This window comes from Aureimonas sp. ME7, from assembly GCF_903970965.1.
Taxonomy (GTDB): domain Bacteria; phylum Pseudomonadota; class Alphaproteobacteria; order Rhizobiales; family Rhizobiaceae; genus Aureimonas.
Genome location: NZ_CAJCKW010000032.1, coordinates 2,501 through 5,000, shown reverse-complemented (window position 1 = coordinate 5,000; position 2,500 = coordinate 2,501). Strand labels below are relative to the sequence as shown.

General features: G+C 55.7%; 1 rRNA gene (only partly in view). It reads right to left on the bottom strand.

The window, feature by feature from the left end:
• Window positions 1-2,102: ribosomal RNA gene (locus H7A85_RS20430) — 23S ribosomal RNA — on the bottom strand; it reaches 733 nt to the left of the window's first position.
• Window positions 2,103-2,500 lie beyond the last annotated feature (398 nt).

Here is a 2,500-nt window from a genome sequence, read left to right as displayed (position 1 = left end):
ACGCGAGCTGGCGCCCACGCTTCAAAGCCTACCACCTATCCTACACATGCCGACACGAATGCCAGTGTAAAGCTATAGTAAAGGTGCACGGGGTCTTTCCGTCTGACCGCAGGAACCCCGCATCTTCACGGGGAATTCAATTTCACTGAGTCTGCGTTGGAGACAGCGGGGAAGTCGTTACGCCATTCGTGCAGGTCGGAACTTACCCGACAAGGAATTTCGCTACCTTAGGACCGTTATAGTTACGGCCGCCGTTTACTGGGGCTTCGATTCAGAGCTTGCACCCCTCCTCTTAACCTTCCAGCACCGGGCAGGCGTCAGACCCTATACGTCGTCTTGCGACTTCGCAGAGCCCTGTGTTTTTGATAAACAGTCGCTACCCCCTGGTCTGTGCCACCACCACAAGCTTGCGCCCGTGGAGGTCACGCTTCTTCCGAAGTTACGCGTGCAATTTGCCGAGTTCCTTCAACGCAGTTCTCTCAAGCGCCTTGGTATGCTCTACCAGTCCACCTGTGTCGGTTTCGGGTACGGTCTATACGGTGGGGCTATTTCCTGGGACCCCTTCACCGCAAACCCAATCCGATAAGGGGTTACGATACACGGGATCCGTCACTCACCACCAGGCCCACGATTATTAACGTGGTTCCCATCGACTACGCCTTTCGGCCTCGCCTTAGGGGCCGGCTCACCCTGCTCAGATTAACTTTAAGCAGGAACCCTTGGACTTTCGGCGAGGGTGTCTCTCACACCCTTTATCGTTACTCATGTCAGCATTCGCACTTCCCATACCTCCAGAGGCCCTCACGGGTCCTCCTTCAACGGCCTAGGGAACGCTCCGCTACCGCTGCGCAATCCGAAGAATGCACAACCCGAAGCTTCGGTGTATGGCTTGAGCCCCGTTACATTTTCGGCGCAAGAACCCTTAAATCTAGACCAGTGAGCTGTTACGCTTTCTTTAAATGATGGCTGCTTCTAAGCCAACATCCTGGTTGTTTTGGGATTCTCACATCCTTTCCCACTTAGCCATAACTTGGGGACCTTAGCTGTCGGTCAGGGTTGTTTCCCTCTTCACGACGGACGTTAGCACCCGCCGTGTGTCTGCCGGACAGTTCTCTCAGGTATTCGGAGTTTGATTGGGTTTGGTAAGACGGTGAGTCCCCCTAGCCCATTCAGTGCTCTACCCCCTGAGGAATACATCCGACGCTCTACCTAAATAGATTTCGCGGAGAACCAGCTATTTCCGAGTTTGATTGGCCTTTCACCCCTAGCCACAAGTCATCCCAATCTATTGCAACAGATGCGGGTTCGGTCCTCCAGTGCGTGTTACCGCACCTTCAACCTGCTCATGGCTAGATCACTCGGTTTCGGGTCTAATCCGACGAACTGAACGCCCCGTTCAGACTCGCTTTCGCTGCGCCTCCACCTATCGGCTTAAGCTCGCTCGCCAGACTAAGTCGCTGACCCATTATACAAAAGGTACGCAGTCACCCAGGACAAACCTTGGGCTCCTACTGTTTGTAGGCATCCGGTTTCAGGTTCTCTTTCACTCCCCTTGTCGGGGTGCTTTTCACCTTTCCCTCACGGTACTGGTTCACTATCGGTCATGCACGAGTACTTAGGCTTGGAGGGTGGTCCCCCCCAGTTCAGACAGGATTTCACGTGTCCCGCCCTACTCATGGACCATCGAGAACATTGCGCCTACGGGACTGTCACCCACTCTTGTCACGCTTTCCAACGTGTTCGGCTTCTTCCTTCGATGGTCACTGGCCTGGTCCGCGTTCGCTCGCCACTACTAACGGAGTCTCGGTTGATGTCCTTTCCTTCGGGTACTTAGATGTTTCAGTTCCCCGAGTTCGCTTCTAACACCCTATGTATTCAGGTGTAGATACCTCGCTATTGAACCTTGGTCACCGCAACGCCGCCCGTACGTTTCCGTACCAGCGTCGTTCCGATCTGACCAAGGCTCGGAGGTGGGTTGCCCCATTCGGAAATCCACGGATCAAAGCTCATTCGCAGCTCCCCATGGCTTATCGCAGCGTATCACGTCCTTCATCGCCTGTGCATGCCAAGGCATTCACCAGATGCCCTTAAGACACTTGATCGTTCTCATCGCCCATGATCATCGGTTTGTCAGACCGCTCACGTCGGATGGCTGTTGCCATCCGCCTGCGCGGGGCGCGCGGCACAAGCCGCGACGGCCGTTCGGCCTTGCGGACCCAAAGGGTCCGGGGCGTCCCGAACATCGAGGCCGGCTTTGCTTCCGACAAAGAGAGAGATGATCATATGCGTTCATTCTCTTTTGGACCCCCTCAACACCGAGCCCGCGTGCAACGGGTGATCGGCGTCCTGCGAAAGGGTCCTGCCAGTCCCACACCCAAAGGCATGGAACCGGCGAAAGACCAGCTTCCAGAGACGAACCCCAAGGGCGGCGGTCAGGCACACCCATCCAATCGAAGCCCTCGTTTTGCCTGGTCGGGCGATGAACCCTTCCAGCGAGGAA